General features: G+C 71.2%; 20 protein-coding genes. 7 read left to right on the top strand and 13 right to left on the bottom strand.

Annotated elements, in window-relative coordinates:
- Positions 1-21: 21 nt before the first annotated feature.
- The 5 genes from AB0H88_RS12065 to sppA all read left to right on the top strand — a co-directional run bounded on the left by AB0H88_RS12065 (position 22) and on the right by sppA (position 10,807).
- The gene (locus AB0H88_RS12065) at positions 22-3,192 is read left to right on the top strand and encodes a BTAD domain-containing putative transcriptional regulator (RefSeq protein ID WP_357643455.1); all 3,171 of its coding nucleotides are present in this window, start codon (positions 22-24) and stop codon (positions 3,190-3,192) included.
- 181 nt (positions 3,193-3,373) lie between these two features.
- Entirely contained in the window at positions 3,374-5,533 is a 2,160-nt protein-coding gene (gene glgB / locus AB0H88_RS12060; RefSeq protein WP_357644752.1) for a 1,4-alpha-glucan branching protein GlgB, read from the top strand.
- A 65-nt stretch (positions 5,534-5,598) separates the two neighbouring features.
- Entirely contained in the window at positions 5,599-7,476 is a 1,878-nt protein-coding gene (locus AB0H88_RS12055) for a S8 family serine peptidase (protein ID WP_357643454.1), read from the top strand.
- A gap of 110 nt (positions 7,477-7,586) precedes the next feature.
- Entirely contained in the window at positions 7,587-8,984 is a 1,398-nt protein-coding gene (locus AB0H88_RS12050; protein WP_357643452.1) for a S8 family serine peptidase, read from the top strand.
- A gap of 125 nt (positions 8,985-9,109) precedes the next feature.
- Positions 9,110-10,807 carry a signal peptide peptidase SppA gene (gene sppA / locus AB0H88_RS12045; protein WP_357643450.1) on the top strand — a complete coding sequence of 566 codons (1,698 nt, stop codon included), beginning with the start codon at positions 9,110-9,112 and terminating at the stop codon, positions 10,805-10,807.
- A gap of 34 nt (positions 10,808-10,841) precedes the next feature.
- Here the strand turns inward: sppA and AB0H88_RS12040 are convergent, their stop codons facing one another.
- The 5 genes from AB0H88_RS12040 to AB0H88_RS12020 are packed head-to-tail and all read right to left on the bottom strand — an operon-like array spanning position 10,842 to position 14,754.
- Positions 10,842-11,327 carry a flavin reductase family protein gene (locus AB0H88_RS12040; RefSeq protein ID WP_357643448.1) on the bottom strand — a complete coding sequence of 162 codons (486 nt, stop codon included), beginning with the start codon at positions 11,325-11,327 and terminating at the stop codon, positions 10,842-10,844.
- Positions 11,328-11,367: 40 nt separating this feature from the next.
- Positions 11,368-12,294 carry an ABC transporter substrate-binding protein gene (locus tag AB0H88_RS12035; RefSeq protein ID WP_357643446.1) on the bottom strand — a complete coding sequence of 309 codons (927 nt, stop codon included), beginning with the start codon at positions 12,292-12,294 and terminating at the stop codon, positions 11,368-11,370.
- Between the two features lie 36 nt (positions 12,295-12,330).
- The gene (locus AB0H88_RS12030) at positions 12,331-13,002 is read right to left on the bottom strand and encodes an ABC transporter permease subunit (RefSeq protein WP_357643444.1); all 672 of its coding nucleotides are present in this window, start codon (positions 13,000-13,002) and stop codon (positions 12,331-12,333) included.
- Entirely contained in the window at positions 12,999-13,673 is a 675-nt protein-coding gene (locus AB0H88_RS12025; protein ID WP_357643442.1) for an ABC transporter permease, read from the bottom strand. Before AB0H88_RS12025 ends, AB0H88_RS12030 begins: the two co-directional genes overlap by 4 nt.
- 22 nt (positions 13,674-13,695) lie before the next feature.
- Complete coding sequence (locus AB0H88_RS12020; RefSeq protein WP_357643440.1) at positions 13,696-14,754, bottom strand: ATP-binding cassette domain-containing protein; 1,059 nt, start codon at positions 14,752-14,754, stop codon at positions 13,696-13,698.
- Positions 14,755-15,019: 265 nt separating this feature from the next.
- Between AB0H88_RS12020 and AB0H88_RS12015 the strand changes: the two genes are divergently transcribed.
- Positions 15,020-16,489: a hypothetical protein gene (locus AB0H88_RS12015; RefSeq protein WP_357643438.1), complete on the top strand. Its 1,470-nt coding sequence runs from the start codon at positions 15,020-15,022 to the stop codon at positions 16,487-16,489.
- A 113-nt stretch (positions 16,490-16,602) separates the two neighbouring features.
- Here AB0H88_RS12015 and AB0H88_RS12010 read toward each other — a convergent pair whose 3' ends face one another.
- Positions 16,603-16,752 carry a hypothetical protein gene (locus AB0H88_RS12010; protein ID WP_357643437.1) on the bottom strand — a complete coding sequence of 50 codons (150 nt, stop codon included), beginning with the start codon at positions 16,750-16,752 and terminating at the stop codon, positions 16,603-16,605.
- Between the two features lie 53 nt (positions 16,753-16,805).
- Here AB0H88_RS12010 and AB0H88_RS12005 point away from each other — a divergent pair, with 53 nt between their 5' ends.
- On the top strand, positions 16,806-17,606 hold the full coding sequence (locus AB0H88_RS12005; RefSeq protein WP_357643435.1) for a helix-turn-helix domain-containing protein: 801 nt from the start codon (positions 16,806-16,808) through the stop codon (positions 17,604-17,606).
- Here AB0H88_RS12005 and AB0H88_RS12000 read toward each other — a convergent pair.
- From AB0H88_RS12000 to AB0H88_RS11970, 7 genes are all read right to left on the bottom strand, one after another.
- Positions 17,599-18,090 (bottom strand): DUF4345 domain-containing protein, encoded by a 492-nt coding sequence (locus tag AB0H88_RS12000; RefSeq protein ID WP_357643433.1) that lies wholly within the window; start codon positions 18,088-18,090, stop codon positions 17,599-17,601. The genes AB0H88_RS12005 and AB0H88_RS12000 overlap by 8 nt on opposite strands.
- A gap of 150 nt (positions 18,091-18,240) precedes the next feature.
- Entirely contained in the window at positions 18,241-19,407 is a 1,167-nt protein-coding gene (locus AB0H88_RS11995) for a lipid-transfer protein (RefSeq protein WP_357643431.1), read from the bottom strand.
- Between the two features lie 34 nt (positions 19,408-19,441).
- Positions 19,442-19,855: a MaoC/PaaZ C-terminal domain-containing protein gene (locus tag AB0H88_RS11990; RefSeq protein WP_357643429.1), complete on the bottom strand. Its 414-nt coding sequence runs from the start codon at positions 19,853-19,855 to the stop codon at positions 19,442-19,444.
- Positions 19,855-20,940, bottom strand: coding sequence for a bifunctional MaoC family dehydratase N-terminal/OB-fold nucleic acid binding domain-containing protein (locus AB0H88_RS11985; RefSeq protein ID WP_357643427.1), 1,086 nt, complete (start codon positions 20,938-20,940; stop codon positions 19,855-19,857). The genes AB0H88_RS11990 and AB0H88_RS11985 overlap by 1 nt, the downstream gene beginning before the upstream one ends.
- Positions 20,937-22,091, bottom strand: coding sequence for an acyl-CoA dehydrogenase family protein (locus AB0H88_RS11980; protein WP_357643425.1), 1,155 nt, complete (start codon positions 22,089-22,091; stop codon positions 20,937-20,939). The genes AB0H88_RS11985 and AB0H88_RS11980 overlap by 4 nt, the downstream gene beginning before the upstream one ends.
- On the bottom strand, positions 22,091-23,167 hold the full coding sequence (locus AB0H88_RS11975; RefSeq protein WP_357643423.1) for an acyl-CoA dehydrogenase family protein: 1,077 nt from the start codon (positions 23,165-23,167) through the stop codon (positions 22,091-22,093). The genes AB0H88_RS11980 and AB0H88_RS11975 overlap by 1 nt, the downstream gene beginning before the upstream one ends.
- Positions 23,167-24,816 carry an AMP-binding protein gene (locus AB0H88_RS11970; RefSeq protein WP_357643421.1) on the bottom strand — a complete coding sequence of 550 codons (1,650 nt, stop codon included), beginning with the start codon at positions 24,814-24,816 and terminating at the stop codon, positions 23,167-23,169. The genes AB0H88_RS11975 and AB0H88_RS11970 overlap by 1 nt, the downstream gene beginning before the upstream one ends.
- Positions 24,817-24,821 lie beyond the last annotated feature (5 nt).

Here is a 24,821-nt window from a genome sequence, read left to right as displayed (position 1 = left end):
GGAGTTTGTTATGGGGGGCTGATGAGATTCGGGGTGCTGGGCCCCCTGTCGGTGTGGACGCCGGACGGGCAGCCGGTCCAGGTACCCGAGGCCAAGGTCCGGGCGTTGCTCGCCGACCTGCTGGCGCACCGGGGCCGGCCGGTCTCCACCGACCGGCTCATCGAGGACCTGTGGGGCGACCGCCCGCCCGCCGACGCGCCGGCCGCGCTCCGGGTCAAGGTCTCCCAGCTGCGCCGGGCGCTCGGCGACCGCTCACTGGTGGCCTACCGGCCGCCGGGGTACCTGCTCGCGGTGGACGCGGAGGCGGTGGACGCGGGCCTGTTCCGGTCCCTGCTCGCCCGTGCCGGGCAGAGCGACGACGCGCGGGTACGGCAGGCGCTGCTGACCGAGGCGCTCGGCCTGTGGCGGGGGGCTCCCTACGCCGAGTTCGGCGACTTCGCCAGGGCGGCCGCGGCCCGGCTGGAGGAGCAGCGGCTGGTCGCGCTGGAGGAGCTGGCCGAGACGCGGCTGGAGCTGGGCGACCATGGGGCGCTGGCGGCCGAACTGGCCGAGCTGGTGGCCGGGCACCCGCTGCGGGAGCGGCTGCGGGCCGCGCACCTGCGGGCGCTGTACCGGGCGGGGCGGCAGAGCGAGGCTCTGGCCGGTTATGGGCAGCTGCGCGGACTGCTGGCGGAGGAGCTGGGCATCGACCCGGCGCCCGAACTCACGGCGCTGCACGCGGCGATCCTCCGCCAGGACCCAGCCCTCGACCCACCCACGCCCCTCATGGACCGGACGCGCTCCCGCTTGCCCGCACCACACGCGGGCCCGCCGCACCTCCGTCCACCCGCACCACCCGTGGACCCGCCGCACCCCCATCCGCCCGCGCCTTTGGGAGGGTTGGGGGACTCCGGTGGGCCCGGAGCGCTCGCCGGTCCGCCGGGGACGAATCTGCCCGCGCCGCTGACCGAGCTGATCGGCCGGGACGCGGAAGTGGCCGAGGTGCGGTCGCTGTTGGGGGCCGGGCGGCTCGTCACGCTGACCGGGCCGGGCGGGGTCGGTAAGACCCGGCTCGCCCTGGAGGCGGCGGCCGAGCCCGGCCGGCCGTTCCCCGGCGGGGTGTGGCTGGTCGAGCTGGCCTCGGCCACATCGTCCGCATCTCCCGCTGAGGGCGTGGTGGCCGAGGTGGTGGCGAGGGTGCTGGGGGTCAGGGATGATCTGCCCGGATCCGTGGTCGACCGGCTCGCCGCCGCGCTGCGTACCAGCCCGACGCTGCTCGTCCTCGACAACTGCGAGCACGTGGTCGAACAGGTCGCCGAGCTGGCCGAGCGGCTGCTGCGGGCCGCGCCCGAGCTGCGCGTGCTGGCGACCAGCCAGGAGTCGCTGCGCGTGCCCGGCGAGGTCCTGTGGAGCGTGCCGCCACTCGGGCCGGAGGCCGCCGCGCGGCTGCTCGCCACCCGGGCGGGTATCGGGCCGGGCGACGACGGGGTGGCGGAGATCTGCGCGCGGCTCGACGGGATCCCGCTGGCGCTGGAGCTGGCCGCCACCCGGCTGCGGGCGCTCACTCCGCGCCTGCTCGCCGCCCGGCTCGACGACCGGTTCCGGGTACTCGCCACTGGGCATCGGGGCGCTCCCGCGCGGCAGCGGACACTGCGGGCGATGATCGACTGGAGCTGGGAGCTGCTGACCAGCGGCGAGCGGGTCGTGCTGCGGCGCCTGGCCGTGCACGCCGACGGCTGCACGCTCGAAGCCGCTGAGGCGATCTGCGCCGAACCGGGCCTGGACGTGCTCGACCTGCTGGCCAGGCTGGTGGACAGGTCGCTGGTGGTACGGACCCCCGGCGGCAGGTACCGGCTGCTGGAGTCGGTGGCCGCGTACAGCCTGGAACGGCTGTCCGAAGCGGGTGAGACGGAGGCGGTCCGGCTGAGGCACGCCCGCCACCACGCAGACCTCGCCGAACGCGCCGATCCTGGTCTGCGCGGACCCGAGCAGCGGCACTGGCTCGCGCTCCTCGACGCCGACGCGGCCAACCTGCGCGCCGCGATCGAGACCTCGCTCCGGCTCGGCGCCACGGACGAGGCGGTCCGGCTGGTGAACGCGCTGGCCTGGTACTGGGTGCTGCGCGGCAGGCTCGGCGAGGGGCGGCGGACCCTGGAGGGGGTGCTGGCCGTCGCCGACGACGCGCAGGCCCGGGTCTGGCTGGCCGGGCTGCGGATGCTGTCCGGGCAGGGGCGGGCTCCCGGTGTGGAGCGACTGCCGGCCGCGATCGCGGATCCGGCGCGCCGGGCCAGGGCGCAGTGGTTCTTGGCCTTCACGCTGTACGGCTATGACGACCCGGTGGTCACCGACGCGTTGCTGGACAGCGCCCTGGAGTCCTTCCTCGCCTTGGCCGACCGGTGGGGCACGGCGGCGGCCCTGAGCCTGCGGGCCAGGCGGGCGCTGCTGCGCGGCGATCTGGCGGCGCTGCGGCAGGACGGGGAGCGGGGCCTTGAGCTGTTCCGCGAGGTGGGCGACCGGTGGGGCGAGATGCGGGCGGCCGAGAACCTCGGCACGCTGGCCGAGATTACCGGCGACTACGAACGGGCCGCCGACCTGCGGCGCGACGGGCTGCGTGGCGCCGAGGAGCTCGGACTGTGGAGCGAGGTGTCCGGCGCGCTGTCCAGGCTGGGCCGGGTGGCGCTGCTGACCGGGGACCTCGACGGGGCGCGGGAGCTGCACGAGCGGGCCCGGCAGCTGGCCGTGGCCCGGTCGGATGTGCCGTTGGAGGAGTTCGCCGAGGTCGGGCTGGCCTTGGTCGCCCGGCGGCAGGGGCGGCTCGATGAGGCGGAACGGCTGCTGCGCCGCTGGTTGGACTGGGTACGCGAGGTGGCGGGCGAGCCGGGGGCGGCGCTGATCCTGGCCGAGCTGGGGTTCGTCGCCGAGCGGCGCGGGGACGTGGTGGCCGCGCTGGAGTGGCAGCGAGAAGGGCTGGCGGTGGCGCGGCGGGTGAACGATCCGCGCGCGATCGCGCTCGCCCTGGAGGGCTTGGCGGGCGCCCGCGCGCTCGGCGGCCATCACGAGGAGGCGGCCGGGCTGCTGGACACCGCCGGCGCACTCAGGGCGTCGGTGGGCGCCCCGCTGCCCGAGGCGGAACGCGGCGATGTCGACCGGATCGCGGCCTCGGTGCGGACGGCGCTCGACCGGCGGCGGGCCACCGTGACCGACCCCTCTTGACGCCGGCGCCGGTCGCCGGGGTCACCCCCGCAGATCATCCGGAACCCATCGCAAAGCGGGCATTTACTCCCGTCGCTGGCTCGCGATAAACCCAAGATTTCGCACTTTCGGTGATTGTCTACGTGAATGCGGGCAGTGCCTGGGTTGTAGGACTGACGTAGGGCAGGGTGGGAGCATGCCGATGAGGACAGAGCTCGACCGACTCGCGGGCGGAGCACACCACGATCCGCATTCCGTGCTGGGAGCACATCCCGTCGAGGGCGGTGTCACCTTCCGTACGCTGCGTCCGCTGGCCGAGCGGGTGCGCGTGGTCCTGGACGACGGGACGGCCCACGATCTCAAGCACACGGCCCACGGGGTCTTCGAGATCACCGTCAAGGGGCTCGACAAGGTGCCCTCCTACTCCTTCAGCGTCCAGTACGCCGGCGCCGAGCCGTACCAGGCCCGTGATCCCTACCGCCACTGGCCCACGCTGGGCGAGGTGGACCTGCACCTCATCGGTGAGGGCCGCCACGAGCGGCTGTGGGAGGTGCTCGGCGCGCGCGTGATGCGGCACGAGGACGTCGACGGCACCGCGTTCGCCGTCTGGGCGCCGAACGCGCGCGGCGTCCGGGTCGTCGGCGACTTCAACCACTGGGACGGCACCGCCTACCCGATGCGCTCGCTGGGCCGTTCCGGCGTGTGGGAGCTGTTCATCCCCGAGCTGGGGCGGGGCGAGCGGTACAAGTTCCACATCCTCGGCGCCGACGGCGTGTGGCGGGACAAGGCCGACCCGATGGCCAGGCGGACCGAGGTGCCGCCGCAGACCGCCTCCGTGGTCGAGCACTCGGCCTACACCTGGGACGACGAGTCGTGGATGGCCGGGCGCGCCGAGAAGGACGCGCAGCGGGGTCCGGGGAGCGTCTACGAGGTGCATCTGGGGTCGTGGCGGCCTGGTCTGTCCTATCTGGAGCTGGCCGAGCAGCTCGTCGACTATGTCCAGGACATGGGCTTCACGCATGTGGAGCTGCTGCCGGTGGCCGAGCACCCGTTCGGCGGGTCGTGGGGCTACCAGGTGACCTCCTACTACGCGCCGACGGCCCGGTTCGGGACGCCCGACGAGTTCCGCCACCTGGTGGACCGGATGCACCAGGCCGGGATCGGGGTGCTGCTCGACTGGGTGCCCGCGCACTTCCCGATGGACGACTGGGCGCTGGCGCGCTTCGACGGCACCCCGCTGTACGAGCACGCCGACCCCGCCCGTGGCGAGCACCCCGACTGGGGGACCTACGTCTTCGACTTCGGCCGCCGGGAGGTGCGTAACTTCCTGGTCGCCAACGCCCTGTACTGGATGAAGGAGTTCCACATCGACGGGCTGCGGGTCGACGCGGTCGCCTCGATGCTCTATCTCGACTACTCGCGGCGCGAGGGCGAGTGGACGCCGAACATCTACGGCGGCCGGGAGAACCTCGACGCGGTGGAGTTCCTCAAGGAGATGAACGCCGTCTGCTACCGGGAGTCTCCGGGCATCACGACCGTGGCGGAGGAGTCGACGGCGTGGCCGGGCGTGTCGCGGCCCGTGCATCTGGGCGGGCTCGGGTTCGGCTTCAAGTGGAACATGGGCTGGATGCACGACACGCTCAGCTATCTACGACATGAGCCGATATTTCGGCAGTACCACCACCATCAGATGACTTTTTCGCTCATGTACGCCTACTCCGAGAACTTCGTGCTGCCGTTGTCCCACGACGAGGTCGTGCACGGCAAGGGCTCGCTGCTGGGCAAGATGCCGGGCGACGAATGGCAGCGGTTCGCCCAGCTCAGGGCCCTGTTCGCGTTCATGTGGGCGCATCCGGGCAAGCAGTTGCTGTTCATGGGCGGCGAGTTCGGCCAGGGCTCGGAGTGGTCGGAGGAGCGCGGGCTCGACTGGTGGGTGCTGGAGTTCGACGGGCACGCGGGCGTACAACGGCTGGTGCGCGACCTCAACCAGCTCTACCGCGAGACCCCGGCCCTGTGGGAGCAGGACGCGGCGCCTGAGGGCTTCCGCTGGATCGACGCCGACGACGCGCGGGGTAACACCTTCTCGTTCGTCCGCTACGCGGCCGACGGGTCGGCGGTGGCGTGCGTGGCCAACTTCAGCGGCGGCCCGTACGAGAACTACCGGCTCGGCCTGCCGTACGGCGGGCAGTGGACGGAGATCGTCAACACCGACGCCTACGACTACTGGGGCAGCGGGGTCGGCAACATGGGCGAGGTCCAGGCCGTCGAGGAGCCCTGGCACGGCCTGCCGCACTCCGCCACGCTGCGGGTTCCGCCGCTGGGCACCGTGTGGCTGCGTCACGACGCGCTGGGAAGTGAGTGAGAGTTCGCTGAGAAGGGCGTTCCACCCCTGTGCGCGCCGGATAAATCCCCCTAAACTCCGAGATCGTGCGACTTCGCCCCTTGATCGTGTGCGCGATCCTGCTGGCCTTAGTGCCGGCCGCTCCGGCCTTCGCCGACGACCCCACGTCTACCCCGACACCCTCGCCGAGCGCGACCCAGGAGAAGCTCGAAGACGGCCTGGCGCTCAGCGGCGGCACCGTGCGCGCCATCGTCGAGCTGACCGACCCGGCGCAGAACGCGCCGGTGGCCAAGCAGGCGGCGGCCGACAGCGTGGACGTCGTGCTGCGGCCGGAGAGCCAGCCGTTCATGGTGGTCCAGGGCACCGCCGAGGAGCTCGCCGCGCTCGCCGCGGACGGGCGCGTCACCTCGATCCACCGTGATCGCGCCTATCCCCCGACGGCGGCGAACAACCTCACCCAGATCGGCGCCGACCGGGCGCACGCCCAGGGCTTCGTCGGCACCGGCCAGGCGGTGGCCGTGCTCGACACCGGCATCGACGAGGACCACCCGAACTTCGGCGGCCGGATCGTGGACGAGGCGTGCTTCTCCGCGGTGGACGCGGGCGTGGAGTCGCTGTGCCCGAACGGCCAGACCACGCAGACCGGCAAGGGCGCGGCCGACGCCATGACGGCCAAGTGCCTGGCCAACGGCGAGAACCTGTGCGAGCACGGCTCCCACGTCGCGGGCATCGCGGCGGGCAACGGCGGCGTCGCGCCCGGCGCGGGGATCGTCGCGGTGCAGGTGTTCAGCCGGGTCAACGACGAGTCGGTCTGCTACGGCGAGCCGTCGTGCCTGCTGGCGTACGAGTCGTCGCTGCGGCTGGCCCTGGACTATGTGGCAGCCTCGACGCAGCCCATCGCCGCGGTGAACCTGAGCCTGGGCGGCCAGCCGTCCGAGGGCTCCTGCGACGACGGCGAGGAGGGCACGGTCTTCAAGCCGAAGATCGACGCCCTGCTGGCCAAGGGCATCGCGACCGTGGTCGCCGCCGGTAACGAGTACTTCGAGGGGACCTCGTTCCCCGCCTGCATCACCTCCACGGTGGCCGTGGGCGCGAACGACGACAGCGACGCGATCGCCGACTTCTCCAACCGGGGAGCCGGGGTGGACCTGTTCGCGCCGGGCGTGGACATCGACTCGTCGGTGCCCGACAACCAGACGGCCGTCTACAGCGGCACCTCGATGGCGACTCCGCACGTGGCGGGCGCGCTGGCGCTGCTGAAGGCGCAGTCCCCGCAGACCCCGATGACCGAGCTGATCGACAAGCTCAAGTCGAGCGGCCGCCCGTACGTCTATCAGGCCAACGGCACCCAGGTCACCACGCCGCGCCTGGACGTGCTCGCCGCGCTGACCGGCGGCGCGCCGCAGCCGCCCATCAGCCAGACGCCGGCGCCGGCCCCCGAGGACCCCGACCCGTCCGACCCCGACCCCGAGCCCGACCCGTCGGACAGCAGCGGCCCCACGCCGTCGCCCGAGCCGTCGGAGACGAGCCCGACGCCGGTCCCGCTGCCGACCCTCACCGTGACCGTGACCGTGACGGTCACCCCCAAGTCTCCCGCCACGGTGTGTACGCGCGGCACGACCGGCACCCGCCTGACGGCCAAGAAGTGGGCCGTGGAGCTGCACCGGAGCACCGGCAAGCTGCCCGACGCCACGCTCACCTGCTATCTGAGCCTGGTGCAGAAGGCCAGCACGGTCTTCCCCGAGCTGACCAAGGCGTCATCCCTGGGCACCGCGTACCGCGTGCTGAAGGCTAAGAAGACCAACCGGGAGAAACTGGACGCCGCCCTGCTGGCGGGCTGGCTGAACTGGGCCCACGGAACCAATGGGACAACAACCTTGAAGTCCGCCGAAAAGGTACGACTCACCGCCAAATCCACGAATGCGGCGTTGAAGAAGGCGGCGAAGAGCGTCCTGCCGAAGTAGCGGCAAAGGTTTCTCTGGCGTAGATACGTCACTTGGGAAACAGCGACATCACGCTCCTCGCGGGTGGGGACTGTGCAGGCAATACGCCTGTCCCCACCACGGAGGAACCAGTGAAGCTACGTCCGCTGCTGACCGGCATGCTCGCGCTCGCCACGGTCTCGGCCGCGCTCGTCGCGGCCCAGACCAGCAGCGCGGACAGCCGCGCCGGCGGCCCGATCATCAGCCCGGCGCTCGTCGCGGAGATGCAGCGGACGCAGCGCGTCCGCTCGATCGTCGAGCTCCATCCGGGCCAGGACGGCGAGGCCGTCGCCAGGGACATCATGGCGGCCTCCGCGGCAGCGCGGATCGTCGAGACGGCGAAGTCGCCGAACTTCTTCGTGGCCGAACTCGACGACGCGTGCCTGGACGCGCTCAGGGACGACTACCGCGTCAAATCCGTCTACGCGGACGAGCTGAGCTCGGCCTTCATGGACGACAACAGCAAATTCCTGGACGTGAGCACCAAGGTGATCGGCTCCGATCGGGCCAACGCGGCGGGCTGGACCGGCAAGGGCGCCACGGTCGCCATCCTCGACACCGGCATCGACGAGGACCATCCGTTCTTCGCCGGCCGGATCACCGACGAAGCCTGCTTCTCCTCCACGAACCCGAGCGTCGAGGCCGTCTCGCTCTGCCCGAACGGGCAGCCCAGCCAGACCGGCCTCGGCGCGGCGAACGCCAAGACCCCGCTGTGCATCGTGAACGGCGTCAACCAGTGCCGCCACGGCTCGCATGTGGCCGGCATAGCGGCGGGCGCGATGGTGCGGGGCGCTCCGTCCAACGGTGTGGCCCCGGCCGCGGCCATCCTGCCCATCCAAGTCTTCACCCGCATCAACAGCGCCACGGCCTGCGGCGCGGCAGGAGCCCCCGCGACCCCGTGCTTCCTGAGCTACACCTCCGACCAGAAGCTCGCGCTGGAGTACGTCGCGAAGGCGGCCAAGGCGCGGCACATCGCCGCGGTGAACATGAGCCTCGGCGGCGGCCGCATGTACACCGAGCCGTGCGACAGCGACCCGCGGGCCGGCACCCACAAGGCGCAGTTCGACGCCCTGCGGGCGCTCGGCGTCGCGCCCGTGGTCGCGGCGGGCAACTCCGGCAACGACGGCGTCGCCTCGCCGGCCTGTGTCTCCAGCGCCATCGCGGTGGGCGCCACGGACGACAGCGACCAGATCGCCTCGTTCTCCAACCGCGGCGCGATGCTGGACGTGTTCGCGCCCGGTGTCCGGATCAACTCGTCGGTGCCCGGTGGCACCTTCGCGGAGCTGAGCGGCACCTCGATGGCCGCGCCGCACGTGACCGGCGGGTTCGCGGTGATGAAGCAGGCCTTTCCCGGCCTGAGCGTCGCCCAGGTCGTGGCGAAGCTGCAGAACACCGGCATGGACATCTCCTACAGCAGCGAATTCACCGTGGTGAACACCGAACGGATCAACCTCGCCAGCGCGATCCTGCCGCCCCAGCCGGCCGTCTGACCCTCGCCCAGCCTGCCGCCCAACCCCGCCTAGCCTGCCGACCGGCCCCCGCCTAGCCTGCCGACCGGCCCCCGGCAGGAGTTTGGTCAACCCATGACCGACTCCTGCCGCTTAGGGTGGCTTTTATGGACGCAGGCAAGGCGATCTTGGATACCGTTGACAGGTTTCGCCAGCGGCGCACCGCCCCGCTGGTACTCGAGCTCGATCTGACCGAAGGGCTCACCGAAGGGCCACCGGCGGACCCGCTCTCCGCTGTGCTGTCCATGCGCAAGACGCGGCTGGCCGATGTGCTCTCGGGCCTCAAGCGGGCCAGGCAGGACTCCCGGGTCAAGGCGCTGGTCGTGAAGATGGGCGGCAACCCGCTCGGTCTGGCGATGGTGCAGGAGCTGCGCCAGGCGGTGACCCAGTTCCGGGACTCGGGCAAGCTGACGGTCGCCTTCGCCGAGACGTTCGGCGAGTTCGGCAACGCCACCGTGCCCTACTACCTGGCCACCGCGTTCGAGCGGATCTACCTGCAGCCGAGCGGCGACGTGGGGCTGACGGGCGTGGCGCTGGAGCAGCGGTTCGTCAAGGGCACGCTGGCCAAGCTGGGCGTCGACTACGAGGTCGGCCAGCGTCACGAGTACAAGACCGCGGCCAACATGTTCACCCAGGACCACATGACCGAGCCGCACCGCGAGTCGATGACCCGCATCGTCGAGTCGGTCATCGAGCAGGTCGGCGCGGGCATCGCCGAGGGCCGCCGGCTCGACCCGGCCAAGGTGCGCGAGCTGATCGACCAGGGGCCCTTCATCGGCGCCGAGGCGCTGGAGGCCGGCCTGGTCGACGGGCTGGCCTACCGCGACGAGGTGTACGACGAGGTCAAGCGGGCCGCGGGCGGCGACCCGCACCTGCAGTACGTCTCCCGGTACGCCAAGGCCGCGGCCGTACGCAAGCTGCCGCACCCGACGGCCGCCGGCATCGCGCTCGTCCACGGCAACGGGCAGATCAGGTCCGGCCGCAGCGGACGCAGCCCGCTCGGCGGCGGCGGCGCGATGGGCTCCGACACGGTGAGCGCCGCGCTGCGGGCCGCCCGGCGCGACGAGCACGTCAAGGCGATCGTGTTCCGGGTGGACAGCCCCGGCGGCTCGTACGTCGCCTCGGACACGGTCTGGCGTGAGGTCGTGCTGGCCCGCAAGGTCAAGCCGGTGATCGTGTCGATGGGCGACGTGGCCGCGTCCGGCGGCTACTTCGTCTCGATGGCCGCCGACGTGATCGTCGCCCAGCCCGGCACGCTGACCGGCTCCATCGGCGTGTTCGCCGGTAAGCCGGTGATGCGGGAACTGCTGGAGAAGCTCGGCGTCAACTCCGAACTGGTGGCCGGGGGCGCCAACGCGGGCATGTTCTCCGCGACGCGTGCCTTCTCCCCCGAGCAGTGGGAGCGAGTCAACGCCTGGCTCGACCGTATCTACGATGACTTCGTGGGCAAGGTCGCCGAGGGTCGCGGCCTGACCCGGGACCGCGCCCACGAGCTGGCCCGCGGTCGCGTCTGGACCGGCTCCGACGCCCGCTCCTGCGGCCTGGTCGACGAGCTGGGCGGCCTCGAGGACGCGCTCGGCATGGCCAGGAAGCGCGCGGGCCTGGGCGCGGAGGCGCCCGTGCGGGTCTATCCGCGGCTCAACCCGCTGGAGCGGCTGCTGGGCCCGGAGTCGAGCGAGGACAAGGCCGCCGCGCTGGCCCGCGTCCGCCTGGAGGCCTGGGGGCCGCTCGCCCGGCTCTCCGCCGAGCTGGGCCTCCCGGCCGCCGGGCCGCTGACCCTCCCGAGCTGGTACGCGATCCGCTGAGACCGCCGTACGTGAGGTCCGGTGGGCGCTTTCGTCAGGAGCCGCCCATCGGGCGGTAGCGGGCGCGGAGCCGGACCAGCGGCTGGAGCGAGGGCGTGACATACGGCACCGCGAGCACGCGCGCGACGAACAGCGTGTGATCCCCGGCGGGGACCACCTGGATGGTCTCCGCCTCCAGGGCCGCGACGCCGCCCTCGACGACGAGCGCGTCCGAGTGGGCGCCGCGATGGTGCGCGGTGCCCGCCACCAGGTGGCGGGCGCTGGGCCGGCCGGCGGTGGCGAAGCGGCTGGCGATCGCGGCCTGCCCGGCCGACAGGAGCGAGGCCGCCCAGCGGTCCTGGCGCAGCAGCACCTCGCAGAGGTAGCCGCCGCTGCCCAGGCTCACCAGGATCAGCGGCGGCTCCAACGAGACCGACATCAGCGCCGAGACCGTGGTGCCCAGGTCGTCGCGGCCGTCGCGCACGGTGACCACCGCCACGCCCGCCGCGAGCTGCGCCATCGCCTCGGTGAACTCGCTCACGACGAGAGCCCCCGAAGCGCGGGGACCCTCGCCGGGCGGGTCAGCCGAGACCGTTGGAGGTCAGCCATTCCTTGGCCACCGTGGCGGGCTCGTCCTTGTTGACGGCGATCTTCTGCATCATGTCGAGCAGCGCCTGCGTCGTGAGCTTGGCCGAGATCGCGTTGAGCGTGGTCTTGACCGTGTCGTTCACGGCCGCCTTGTTGACCAGCGGCGTCACGTTCTGGGCGGCGAAGAGGTTCTTCGTGTCCTGGAGCGAGACGAGGTTGTTGGCGGCGATCTTCGGGTCGGTGCTGAACACGTTGCCGACCTGGACCGTGCCGTCCTTGATGGCGTCGGCGGTCGTGGCGCCGGTGGCCTTCCAGTCCTTGAACTCGATCCCGTAGACCGACTTCAGCTCCGCCTCCCAGCGCTTCTTGAACTCGGCCGGAGCTCCGATGACCATGGTCTTGGACACCTTGGCCAGGTCGTCCATGGTGTTCAGCGACTGCTTGGCCTGCGTGTCCTTGCTGACCGTCAGGGTGTCCTTGTCCTCGGCGGGAGAGGAGTCGAGGACTTCGAGCTCGGGCGGCAGCTTCTCCTTGAGTCCGGCGTTGACCTCGTCGGTGGTCTTCGCCTTGGTCTCCTTGTCGACGAAGGCCAGCAAGTTGCCGTTGTACTCGGGCACGACGGTCAGCCCGCCGCTCTTGACCTGGTCGTAGATGACCTCACGGGTGCCGATGTTGGGCTTCTCCTCGACCTGCACGCCCTTGGACTGGAGCGCCTGGGCGTAGATCGAGGCCAGCAGGGTGTTCTCATCGAAGTTGGCGGAGCCGATGATGACCTTGCCGCCACTCGCGGAGGCCGAACCGCTGGGCGCCGCGCTCGTGGTGTTGAGCGGGTTGCCTCCACCACTGCCGCCACCTCCACAAGCGGCCAACGCGAGCGATGCCGTCAGCAGCACCGCCGCGGTGCCGAACATGCGTTTCATCGTTATTTCCTTCCTTAGCGGCAGGTATTGGAGAGATTAGCGGACCTTGACCCGCTGGCTCACCCCTGGGGAGACCGTCACCCTCCGAACGAGGGTGAACAGCACCTGCACGACGAGCGCGAACAACACAATCAGTACTGAACCCCCGACGACGCTGGCGTAATCCTGAGTCGAGAACCCGTCGATAACGAATCGCCCCAGGCCGCCCAATCCGGTGTAGGCCGCGATCGTGGTGGTGGCGACCACCTGAATGGCCGACAGCCGGAGCCCCAGGAGGATCAGCGGCAGCGCCACGGGCACCAGCACCCGCCCGAGCACCTGCCCGCTCCGCAAGCCCATCCCGTAGGCGGCGTCACGCAGCTCGGGGTCCACGCCCCTGATGCCTTCGAAGGTGTTGACCAGGATCGGCGGTATGGCCAGGAGCACCAGCGGAATGATCACCGGCAGGATGGACGCGGTGCCGAGCAGCAGCACGAACAGCACCAGCAGCCCCAGCGTCGGCAGCGCCCTGGCCAGGTTGGCCGTGACCACCACGCCGATCCCGCCCTTGCCGGTGTGCCCGATGAGCAGGCCGAGCGGGATCGCGATCAGCACGGCCAGGGCCAGCGCCATGACCGAGAACTCCAGGTGTTCGAGCAGCCGCGCGGGGATGCCCGCCGAGCCCGACCAGTTGTCGGCGTCGCCGAAGAACTCCAGCAGCCAGTTCACGCGGACCTCCTAGCCCGGACCCAGGGCGTGAGCAGCCGCTGGGCGAGCACCAGGAGGCCGTCGGCGATAAGGGCCAGCAGCACGATCAGCACGATGCCGACGAGCGCGGGCGGCACGAACGGGTTCTGATAGGCCCTGGTGAACAGCATGCCCAGGCCGCCCTGCCCGATCAGCGCGCCGACGCTCACGAGGCTGATGCTGGAGACGGCGACCACCCGGAGCCCGGCGATCACGACGGGCGTGGCGATCGGCAGCTCCACCTGTATCAGGCGGCGCAGCGGGGTGAACCCCATCGCGACGGCCGACTGCCGCACGTGCTCGGGCACCGCGCCGAGCCCGTCGACGACCGACGGGATGAGCACGGCGCAGGCGTAGAAGGTCAGCGGGACGATCACGGTCGTCTTCGACAGGCCGCTGAACTGGATGAGCAGCATGAAGACCGGCAGCGACGGCAGCGCGTAGATGACGTTGAACACGCCTGTGGTCGGCTGGTAGAGCCAGCGCCAGCGCACACTGGCCAATCCCAGCGGCAGCGCCACGATCAGCGCGACGACGATCGGCACCAGCGACATGATCAGGTGATCGCCGAGCAGGTTCTTGATGCTGTCGACCCGCCCGGTGTCCCAGTTGCGCGCGATCCACTCCCATATGGAGGGAGGTCCGTCAGCCATCGCCCACATGGAGGGAGGTCCGTCAGCCATCGGCCGCCTCCGCCAGTGCCTCGTCGAGCGCCTCCCGGGTGGCGGCGCCGACGACCTTGCCGTCCCCGTCGACGGCCACCGCGCAGCCCGACGGCGACAGCAGCGCCGCGTCGAGGGCCGAGCGCATCGAGTCGCGGCCGAGCACGAACGTCCCGTACGGCTCCAGCTCGGCGGGCCGCTCGCGCGAGATCCAGCCGACCGGCCGGTCGTCCCCGGTGACGACGAGCAGCCACGGCTCGTCCGTGGGCCCCTCGAAGCCCTCGGGCACGGTCAGGTCGTCGCGCAGGCGCAGACCCTCCGTCGAGATGAACTGCAGGCGCCTGATGCCCCGGTCATGACCGAGGAACTCGCGGACGAAGTCGTCGGCGGGCTCCGACAGCAGCGTCTTGGGGTCGGCCAGCTGCGCCAGCTGGCCGCCCACGCGCAGGACGGCCACCCGGTCGCCGAGCTTGATGGCCTCGTCGATGTCGTGGGTGACGAAGACGATGGTCTTGTTCAGCTCCGCCTGCAGTCTGAGCAGCTCTTCCTGCAGGCTGGTGCGGACGATCGGGTCGACCGCGCTGAACGGCTCGTCCATGAGCAGCACCGGCGGGTCCGCCGCGAGCGCCCTGGCCACACCGACCCGCTGCTGCTGCCCGCCGGACAGCTGGAACGGGTAACGCTCGCCCATCGCCGAGTCGAGCCCCACGCGTTCGAGCAGCTCCATGGCGCGGTCACGGGCCTTCTTGCGGTCCCAGCCGAGCAAATAGGGGACGGTGGCGATGTTGTCAACGATCTTCCGGTGCGGGAAGAGCCCGGCCTGCTGAATGACATAGCCGATGCCACGCCGCAACGTCGGCGGATCGATGCCCTGCACGGGCTCACCGTCAAGGAGGATCCGCCCCTCTGAGGCGTCGATCATCCGGTTGATCATTCGGAGGGACGTCGTCTTCCCGCAACCGGAGGGGCCGACGAACACGGTGATCTCACCCGTCGGCGCCTCAAGGCTCAGGTGATCGACTGCGACCGTGCCGTCCGGATAGCGTTTGGTGACGTCGTCAAATGTGATCACGCGCGACCTCTCGCGTTCGTGGCGGGGGCCGCAGCCCCCCTGCTACGGCCGCCGCATGATCTCTCAGGACGACCAGACTACGGTGATCCAGCACACCCTGTCCCCTCGGCCCCATCTGAAACGCTTCAGGTAGCTGCAAGTTTCAGGCGAAATGCCGTTCTGATAGTGCGCGGCACCTGGGTAAGTTGGCATGATTAACACCACAAACTCAGACGCCGCACCCCCCACCTCAAGCGTCCGTATTTCAGCAAGAGGATCCGGCCCCGTGACAGACCTGCTCACCGATCACCCCTCCCGGGCACAACTGATCGCGGAGCTCTACGACCGTTACGCCGCCGGGCTGTTCGCGTACTGCGCAGACCAGCTCGGAGACCACGGTTCCGCAGCCGACGCCCTGGTGTCCGTCCTCGGTTCCGCAGCCGACGCCTGGGCGTCCGCCCGCGGTTCTGGGGCTACCGCCTCGACGTCCGCCCACGCCGGCGGGCAGGGGGCGCCGCCCGCCCGCGCCGCCCTGTTCGCGTTCGCCCGCCGCGAGATCCAGCGCCGCGACGTCGTCTACGCGCCGCCGGCGGTCGACCCACTGATCGACCCGGCGTCCGCGCTGGTGGAGCGGGTCCTGCGGGAGCTGCGCCCGCATCAGCGCGAGGTGCTCGTGCTGTGCGAGGTGTGCGGGCTGGACCGCGCCGAGCTGGCCTGGGTGCTCGACGTGGCACCGGACACGGCGGACGAGCTGGCCACCAGCGCCACGCACCGTTACCGGCAGGCGCTCGACACCACCCTGGCCTGCACAGAAACCCGCGTGACCAAGCCGGTGGCCGACGTCTACGGGGCGCTCGGTGTGGCGCCGTTGCGCGACATACTGGGACGGCTGCCCTGGCCGCCGCCGCCCGCCTCTCTCCACTCGCACTTCGCTCCTCAGGTCCCACCCGGTCGTACGGCGGCGCCGATGTTCGTCAAGCCGCTCTGGCCGGGGCCGCCCACGTGGCCGCAACCGTTGGCTGTGGCGGACGCGGCGACCAGCACCGGGATCTTCCCGACAGAGCTGCTGACGCCGCCGTCGCCGTCCCGTGTGCCGGAGCACGAGGCACCCACGGCACCGATGCCCAAACTCCGCGACCCGTTCGGACCCGGCCCCGCTCTTGAGGGCCCCGCCCCTGCCGGTCCGGCTTCCGAGACCCCGGCTCCTGAGGGACAGCGGTTCTTCACGCCTCGGCTGCCCAGCGCGCGGCCATCCGACGATGCCCTCTTCGGCGCGCGGCCGGTGCGTGATGGGCTGTTCCGCCTGCCGCAGCCCGCTGCCGAGAAGCCCGCACCCGCCCAGCCGGCCGAGCCGGCCGAGCAGCCCTTGCCGGAACGGCCGTTCACTCTCTCGGCGTCCATTCCGGGAGACGTGCTGGACGACGAGCCGATCACCGAGGAACTGCCCGCCATCGGCGACATCCTCGTGCACAAGGGCGAGGCCAGGGAACCGGGCGCCTTCTTCGTCCCCAGGACCGCCGCCAAGGAGCCCATCTACCGGCTGCCGGCCCCGCTGCCGTTTCCGCCGACCGTGGACGACCTGCCCATCGTGGACGACCTACCCGAGGACCTCCCGGACGTCCCGGACATACCGCGAGCCCGGGTACGCCCTGGCAAGGACCGGCACCACGACTGGGCGTGGGAACTGGTCGGGTTCCTGGTCTGCGTCGCCATCGCGATGATCGTGTTCTTCGCGATCCCGCTCATCATCGGCTAGTGCCGTGACCGGAAACGATCACCCGGTCGCGTGGAGCCGTCCTCGCCGGTCAAATGTGGAAGACATGTGTGATCGGCGTGGGAAAACGCGGCCGACCAAGCACGACTAGCCGTTCACCCGCTGGTCGGCGGGCGGGTGGTCCAGGCGCGGGTGAGGACGGCGGCCACCGCCGGCGCGGCCGGCGCCGCGATTCCCGGCGCGAGGTTGAGCAGTCCCACGGCGACGAACAGCAGCATCCCCGTGATGCGAGCGACGGAACGCACCGTATCCTCCTTCACACGTTCTCGGCTTTCCGCTCAGCCTGCAGGAGACTTCGATGCCGGCGCTTTCACCAATCCGTCGCGCCACAGCCGGGGCGACGGTGTGGTTGTGGCCGGGCCGCGCCCTGTACGCCGGACCGTCGCTGCGGCTGGGACCGCACTCCGGCGCGGTCGCGTGCATGGCCGTGGGCGTGGACGCGCCCTTCACCGTTCACCCGATGACCGGTGGCGAACTGCGGGCGCGCACCGCGCTCGTCGCCCCTCGGGTACGCCACCAGCTCACGGCGTCCGGCGACCACATGGTGTTCCTCTACCTCGACCCCGGCTCGGCGGACGACCAGGCGTGCCGGACCTGCTTCACCACCGGCCATGAGAAGATCCTTGCCGAGCACCGGCACGAGGACGACCTGCTCGCCTGGGCGGCGCAGTTGTCTTCGCAGACTCCCGTCCCGCAGGTCGCCGCCTGGATCACCAAGGCCACCGGCCACGCCAGGACGTCGTACGCCGACCCGCGGATCACGGCCGCGACCCAGCGGCTCATCGACGCCCGCCAGCCGCTGCCCGCCGCCCCGCTGGCCGCCGAGCTGGGATTGTCGGAGTCTCGCTTCCTGCGGCTGTTCAGAGACGGCACGGGGACGTCGTATCGCCGCTTCCGGCTGTGGGCGCAGATGCATCGCGCCGCGCGGGCACTGGCGGCGGGCCACAACCTCACCCGAGCGGCGGCCGATGGCTACTTCGCCAGCCCGTCCCACTTGAGCACCGCGTTCCACGCCATGTTCGGCCTCGCGCCCAGTGCCCTGCTCACCCATGACCTGACGATCCACTGCCTGGACCCATCACCTGACGCCGTCACCTAAGGCTCGCCAGCAACGCGCCTGCGGCGGCGACCTCTACCCAGAAGTAGCACCAGACGGGATAGAACGACGCCGGCCGCTCGAGCGCCCGCCCCACCAGCCGCCCGAAGGCCATGCCCAGCAGGGACACGGCGACGGTGATGACCACCCCCGTGCGTATCCCGCCCGCGTCGGCAAGCGCCATCAGCAACAATCCGCCGACGGCCACGCCGAAGCCGCCGTACACCGCCCGGACCTCACTGCGCGCCTCGATCGAGTCGGCGATCATCCGGAACGGCCTGATCAGCGCGGCGGGTGCGAACAACCCGAACACCCCCATCCCGCAAAAGAAGACCGCCACCATGGTGATCACCACAGCCTGCACGACAACTCCCCGGACCAGACGACAGTGGACGAGGCAGCCCAGCATGCCTTCGACGCTGCGCGCGGTGCTTCCATGAACCTGCCGCAACGGTCGGTAGGCCCTACGCGCCAACCCGGTGATCATTTCCGAAGCACCGTTTCCGGGTCCCGCTGTCCGCCGTCGATGCCGTGCCCCGCCTCTTGCTCACACCGGAGCGAGCCCAGTGAGCCGTCCGGTCGCGTGACGAACCGCCCGTGATTTCCCCGCCGACGGCCGGAGCCGCCCAAGGCGCCGTCAGCCGGCCGACAGGATCAGACCGCTGGTCGGGACGCCGGTTCCCGCCGTCACCAGGACGTTGCGGACGCCGCTCACCTGGTTGGCGGAGGTGCCTCTCAGCTGGCGTACGGCCTCGGCGATGCCGTTCATGCCGTGGATGTAGGCCTCGCCCAGCTGGCCGCCGTTCGGGTTGACGGGCAGGCGGCCGCCGAGCTCGATGCCGCCGTCCTGGAGGTAGCCGGGAGCCTCTCCCCGGCCGCAGAAGCCCAGCTCCTCCAGTTGGGCCAGGACGAATGGGGTGAAGTGGTCGTACAGGATGGCGGTCTGGATGTCCTGCGGAGTCAGGCCGGACATTTCCCATAAACGTCGGCCGACGACTCCCATCTCCGGCAGGCCGCTCATGTCATCGCGGTAGTAGCTGGTCATCATCATCTGTCCCGAGCCCGACCCCTGGGCGGCGGCGGTGATCACGGCCGGGGAGCGGCGCAGGTCACGGGCTCGTTCGGTGGTCGTGACCACCAGGGCCACGGCCCCGTCGCTCTCCTGGCAGCAGTCGAGCAGGTGCAGCGGCTCCACGATCCACTTGGACTCCTGGTGCTCGGCCAGGGTGATGGGCCGGCCGTGGAACCAGGCGGCGGGGTTCGTGGCGGCGTGCCTGCGCATGGCGACGGCCACCCGGCCGAAGTCCTCTGATGTGGCGCCGTAGGTGTGCATGTACCGCTGGGCGAACATGGCCACCCACCCGGCGGGCGTCATCAGCCCGAACGGGACATGCCAGCTCATCTCCAGCCCCTGCGAGGTCGGCTGGCCGCCCAGGCGGGCGTCCGGCTGCCCGAACCTCCGGCCGGACCGCTCGTTGAACGCCCGATAGCAGACGACGGTGGTGGCCATGCCGGTCGCGACGGCCATGGCGGCCTGGGCCACCGTGCCGCACGCCGCGCCGCCCCCGTACTCGACCCTGGAGAAGTAGGTGAGCTCACCGGCGCCGATCTCGCGGGCCACGGCGATCTCCTGGTTGGTGTCCTGGGTGAAGGTCACCATCCCGTCCACGTCACCCGGCGCCACCCCGGCATCGTCGAGTGCCGCGAACACGGCCTCGGCCGCCAGCCGTAGCTCCGACCGGCCGGATCGCTTGCTGAACTCGGTGGCGCCGATGCCGGCGATGGCGGCTCGTGACTTGAGCACTGACGTGCCACTCCTTCGGAGTCGGGAGGCTGTTTCAGGGGGCTGTGGGGAGGCTGAGGGTGATCGTGCCGGTGGCGTGGTCGCCGAGGCTGACCTTGCCGCGTACCTCGACGGTGAGCTCTCCCGCCGCCCGCGAGACGATCGTGCCGGTGAAGCTCAGCTGGTCGCCCGCGTACGCCGGGACGCCGAGCTTGACGTTGATGCGCCTGATGACGGCCGCCGGCCCCGCCCAGTCCGTGACGTACCGCTCCACCAGCCCCATCGTGGTCAGGATGTTGAGGAAGATGTCCTTGGAGCCCTGCGCGCGGGCGCGCTCGACGTCGTGGTGCACCGGGGTGAAGTCCATGGTGGCGAGGGCGGTGGAGACGACCACCGTGGGCGTGAGCTCGATCGACAGCTCGGGCAGCGCCGAACCGAGCTCGACCTGGTCTTCGGTCAGCGTCCGCATCACGACTCCCCTGGCGCCCACATGGGCAGGACTAGTTCGTCGTCCAGCGCGCGATACGTCACGCGCAACGACATGCCGATACTGACAGCGTCGGTCGGGCAGTCCACGATGTTTCCGACGATCCTCACTCCTTCTGGCAGTTCCACCACTGCCACCACGAAGGGCGTCTCGCGTCCCGGCACCGGGGGGCGGTGATGGACGACGTAGCTGTAGACGGTGCCGTGGCCACTCGCCACGGTGTGGGTGCGGTTGGTGGAACGGCAGGCGGGACATATCGGGCCGGGTGGGTGGCGCAGTTCGCCGCAGTCGGCGCAGCGCTGGACGCGCAGCTCGCCCTGCTGGACGCCCTCCCAGAAGAAGGCCGTGTCGGCGTTGACGGCGGGGCGCAACGGGTACGGCTCGCGGCCGGCCTCCGGGGGCTTCGCGGCCTCGGAAGGCCCGGTCGCAGATGGTGCGGTCGTAGATGGTGCGGCCTCGGAAGGCACGGTCGCAGACGGTGCGCTCGTGGCTGGCGCGGCGGCGGAGCTGGGGCGCTGGCCGGTGCGTGGGCGAAATTTCAGGATTCGGAACATCATCTCGGCCACTGGCTCGTCCGCCTCGTCGTACCAGGTGACGTTCCAGGTGGCGAAGTAGCCCTCGCCGAGCGCCGTACGCTTCGGGCCCACGAGGCTCGTGAAGCGGGTCGACGGGGTCAGGCGCTCGCCGAGCCGTACATACCGGTGATAGGTCTGCTCGCAGTTCGTCGCCACCACGCCCGTGTAGCCGTGCGCCTGCAGCGCGGCGAGCATGTCGTCGACCGGCGAGCGGTCCTTGGCGGCGTCCTGCCGCAGGCCCTGCATGGTCCAGACCTGGATCATCGCCGGCGGGGCGACCCCCTGGTCGAGGTAGGCCGGGTTCGCGTCGCCGAGGGCGTCCAGCCAGTGCCTGATCATGGGCGCGTTCACCGGATCGGCCGCGGGGGCGCCGCGCATCTCCCCGAGGGCCGCCTGCTTGTCCGCCAGCTCCCGCAGCTCCCTGTCCACGCTCGCGGGATCGGGCGTAGACGGGTCGGAAGTAGACGGGTCGGGGGTGGGGGCGTCGGTCATCGGGGCGGCCTCGGGAGGCTCAGGCCGAGCATCGCGATCAGCTCGCGCTGCACCTCGTTCACCCCGCCGCCGAACGTCAGCACCACCGCGCCCTTCACCCCGTGATCGGTGCGCTCCAGGAGCTCGGCCGTCTCCGGGTCCGACGGGTCGCCGTAGCGGGACAGGATGTCGCCGACGAGCCGGCCGACCTCCTGTACCCGCTCCGAGGCGTAGATCTTGGTGGCCGACGCGTCGGGCGCGCCCAGCCAGCCGAGGTCCATGTTCGCCGCGACCTGCCAGTTGAGCAGCTCGTTCGTCCGGAAGTACGCCCGCACCCTGCCGAGCGCCCGTCGTACGTCCGGCTGGTCCACCAGCCCGGTACGCCGCGCCCAGGCCAGGAAGCGGTCGTAGGTCTGGCCGAGGTTCCCGGCGGGACCGAGCGTGACGCGTTCGTGGTTGAGCTGGTTGACGATCAGGTCCCAGCCCTTGTCCACCTCGCCGACGACCATGCTCGCCGGGACGCGGACGTCGGCGTAGTAGGTGGCGTTCGTGTGGTGACGGCCGTCCATGGTGATGATCGGGGTCCAGGAGAAGCCGGGATCGTCGGTCGAGGCGATCATCATCGTGATGCCCTTGTGCTTCTTGGCGTCGGGGTTGGTGCGGGTGGCGAGCCAGATGTACTGGGCGTAGTGGGCGCCGCTGGTGAAGATCTTCTGGCCGTTGACGACGTAGTGGTCGCCGTCGAGCACCGCCGTGGTCCGCAGCGAGGCCAGATCCGTACCGGCCTCGGGCTCGCTGTAGCCGATCGCGAAGTGGCACTCGCCGGCCAGGATGCTCGGCAGGAACGTCTCCTTCTGCTCCTGCGTGCCGTACTGCATCAGGGTGGGCCCGACCGTCTGCAGCGTGATGATCGGGTACGGCACGCCGGCCCGGGCGATCTCGTTGGCGAAGATCTGCTGTTCGAGCGGGCCGTAGCCGGCGCCGCCGTACTCCTTCGGCCAGCCGAGGCCGAGCTTGCGGTCGCGGCCGAGCCTGCGGCAGTGCTCCATGTAGGCGGTGCCGAAGGGGTCCTGGGCGATCTTGCGGCGGTCCTCGTCGGTGAGGCAGTTCTGGAAGTACTCGCGCAGCTCGTCGCGGAGCCTGCGCTGGTCGGGGGTCAGATCGATCAGCATCAGACGAGCGCTCCGATCAGGTCGAACTGGGCGTCGGCGCCGCCGAGCAGGTGCGTCAGGTGCTTGGCGTGCGCGAAGTAGCGGTGCAGCGGGTACGTCACGTCGAGGCCCAGGCCGCCGTGCAGGTGCTGGCAGGTGTAGAGCGCCTTGTACGCCTCGCTGACGTGGAAGGCGGCCACGGCCAGGTCCTCCTCCGCCGGGAGGTCGTTGGCCAGGAGCCAGGCGCCCGACCACACGGCCACGTCGAGCGCCCGCGTGGCGATGTAGACGTCGGCGATCTGTACGGTGACCGCCTGGAACTCGGCCAGGGCCCGGCCGAACTGCTTCCTGTTCTTGATGTACTCGGTGGTCAGTTTCAGAGCGCCGGCCAGCACTCCGCTCGCCTGGGCCGCGACGGCCGCCGTGAAGATCTGCCGCAGACCGGAGACCGCCTCCGGACCCGCCAGCCGCTCGGCCGGGGTCCGGTCGAGCACGACGGTGGCCAGCGGCTCGCCGTTGGCGGCGAACTCCGGGTGCGCCGTCCACCCGCCGGTGACCAGGAACACCCCCTCGTCCGCGGTGACCAGCACGTACGCGGCCTCGCTCCCGTACGGGACCCCGACCTTGCGGCCGGTCAGCACCCACCCGTCGCCGTCCTGCTCGGCGGCGGTCAACGGCGGGGCCGCCGGCGCCCGGCCCGGCTCCCGCAGCGCCACCGTGCCGACGCTGTCGGCCGACAGCCGCTCCCGCTCCGAGGAGGCGGCATCTGCTCGGCGGCGCCGCTGTGCGGGTGTGCCGTAGCGGGCCAGTGCGAGCGTGCTCACCAGCGTCGCGAGCGCGGGCGCCGGTGCGGCCCGCGCGCCGAGCTCGCGGAGCACCACGGCCAGCTCGACGGACCCGAGCCCGGCGCCGCCCGCGTCCTCCGGCACGCACACGCTCATCAACTCCGCCTGGCACAGTGCCTGCCAGAGCCGTTCGTCATACGGCCGGCCGCTCTTCTCGTGCGCCTCCAGCCGTTCCGGGGTCGCCTCCTTCGCCAGGAGGTCGGAGGTCAGGGTACGCAGGTCCTGTTGGGTCTCATCCAGGTTGAAATCCACTATTTCTCCAAAAGGTGTTGCCGACCGTGCCGGGCGAACTCCCGCTCGATCGCCGCGACGTCCGCGCCGCCCAGTAATCGGATCTCCGCGCCCGTGGGGCGCCACCAGACGGGGTCGGCCGTCCGCCAGCCCTCCTTCACCAGGACACGCTTGACGACCTTGTGCGAGGGGGTCTGGGGCAGAGCATCGGAGACGCGTACGTACCGGGGGAACGACTTGGCACCCAGATCGCGGCGCCCGGCGAGGAAGCCGGCGAACGCGACGGGGTCGAACGCCGCCTCCAGGACCAGCGCCGCCATGACCTGGTCTCCGGCCGCCGCGTCCGGCACCGGATAGACGGCCGCCTCGATCACCCCCGGGAACTCCCGCAGGACCGCCTCGATGGGGGCCACCGCCAGGTTCTCGCCGTCCACGCGGAGCCGCTCGGTGCCCCGCCCGGCGAAGAACACGTAGCCGTCGCCGTCCGCGTACGCCAGATCGCCCGACCAGAACGCGCCCTCCCGCATCCGCTCGGCGTCGGCCTCCGGGTCGTTGTAGTAGCCGTCGAACAGGCCGAGGCCGCCGGTGTTCACCAGTTCGCCGACCGCCTCGTCGGGGTTGAGCAGCCGCCCGTCCTCGACGCGGCCCGGCGGGCACGGCAGGCCGGTCAGCCAGCTGCGGATCTCGATGCCCGGCGGCAGCCTGCCGAGACAGCCGGGCGGCCCCGATGGGTCCGGGGTGAGCGAGATGGCCGTCTCCGTCGACCCGAACGCGTCGATCACGTGACAGCCGAACCGCTCCCCGAACCGCCTGGTCGCCGTGGCGCTCCCCTCGTTGCCGAAGGCGAGCCTCAGGGGGTTGTCGGCGTCGTCGGGCTGTCTCGGGGTGGCCAGGACGTAGGAGAGCACTTTGCCGACGTAGTGGAGGTACGTACAGCCGTACCGCCTGATGTCCGGCAGCAGACCCGACGCGGAGAACCGCCGGCGCAGCACCAGCGCCGCCCCGGACGCGACGGCGGGGGCGTAGGCGGCCATGACGGCGCCGGAGTGGAAGAGCGGCATCGCGCAGTAGACGGCGTCGGCGGGGGTCAGCATCGCGGCCAGCGAGACGCCGGGGACGGCGATCTTCCGCTGCGTGATCCGCACCGCGCGCGGCCGTCCGGACGTCCCGGAGGTGAAGATCAGCATGACCAACGCGCCCGGATCAGGCGAGCTCGCGCCAGGCGGGCTCGCGCCCTGATCAGGCGGGCTCACGCCCAGGTCCGATGTGTCCCCCGAGCCCCAGTCCGGGACGGGCATCGAGGCAGTTCCCGAGGCATCGGCGACGGACCGCGCCACCGTCTCGTAAGGCACGTCCCACAGCAGGAGGCCGACGTCGGTGGCGGCGGCGTCGCGGGTCAGCTCCGCCACCGATCGGGTCGGGTTCAGCGCCACCAGCACCCGCCCGGAGAGCGCGGCCCCACCCAGCAGGAACACCATCTCCGGCACGTTGTCGCAGAGCACCCCCACGTGCGGCGGCCCGTCGAAGGCGCGGGCGTTCAGCCAGGCGGCGGCGGTACGGCAGGCGGCCACGACCGAACGCCACGACCACACGCGATCCTCGAAGACCAGCCCCGGACGGTCATCATCGGCCCGGGCCAGTAGCAGGGCGGCGAGTGTGTCCGCGGCCATCGACC

Origin of the sequence: Nonomuraea sp. NPDC050680, from assembly GCF_040654555.1 — a bacterium.
In the GTDB taxonomy this organism is placed as follows: domain Bacteria; phylum Actinomycetota; class Actinomycetes; order Streptosporangiales; family Streptosporangiaceae; genus Nonomuraea.
Note: the sequence above shows the minus strand (reverse complement) of the source record. Positions and strands in the feature narration are given on the sequence as shown.